This window comes from Pseudodesulfovibrio karagichevae (assembly GCF_041414475.1).
GTDB classification, from domain to species: Bacteria; Desulfobacterota; Desulfovibrionia; order Desulfovibrionales; family Desulfovibrionaceae; genus Pseudodesulfovibrio; species Pseudodesulfovibrio karagichevae.
The window spans coordinates 1-591 of record NZ_JBGLYH010000136.1 but is presented as its reverse complement, the minus strand read 5'-3'; the positions used below and the strand labels follow the sequence as shown (position 1 = coordinate 591).

Here is a 591-nt window from a genome sequence, read left to right as displayed (position 1 = left end):
GAATGGCCCCGGCTCGACGCCGAAGCCCGTGACGAAATCGAAGTGACCGCAGGACATTCCGCAGGAAGGCGTGATGTGTCCGATGCCTACCTTGGCAGCAGTCAGTGACAGGACCCCGCTTCGGCGGGGTTTTCTTTTTGGGCGTGGGGTTCCATGGGGGAGATAAATCGCCCAGGCGATTTATCTCCCCCATGGAACCGTCCTTCCCTCATGTCGGCTTGGGGCCGACATGAGGGAAGGACTATCGCCAAATGAGGACCGTCACTTGGGAACGTATTTCGATTTTGCCAGATGAGACAGGTCCATCCCGTAGTCGAGGTGGGCTATGACCTCCTCGAAGCACATGGAGGCCGGGAAACGCCCCCCATACCGTTCGGCGGACATCTTCTTGAGCTTGTGGCCAAAGGTCTGTTCGAACGGGTCGTCCTGCATCTTCTTCTGCTTGAAGAAGTTGGAGAACGTATGCCGCAAGCTGTGAAAATCCTTGACCCCTTCTGCTTCCTCAAGTTCGATGGTTTTCCTGAATTCACTGAACCTTTCGCCGAGTTTGTGGCCGTAGTTCGTGTTGATCTTGACGAGTTCGGGAAAGAT

Annotated in this window: 1 protein-coding gene; it reads right to left on the bottom strand. The window is 55.5% G+C overall.

The genetic code is table 11. The annotated features are described in order from the left end of the window. Nucleotides 1-261: 261 nt before the first annotated feature. Nucleotides 262-591: site-specific integrase (locus AB6M95_RS19690; protein ID WP_503366747.1), on the bottom strand; the 330-nt coding region annotated here is incomplete at its 5' end.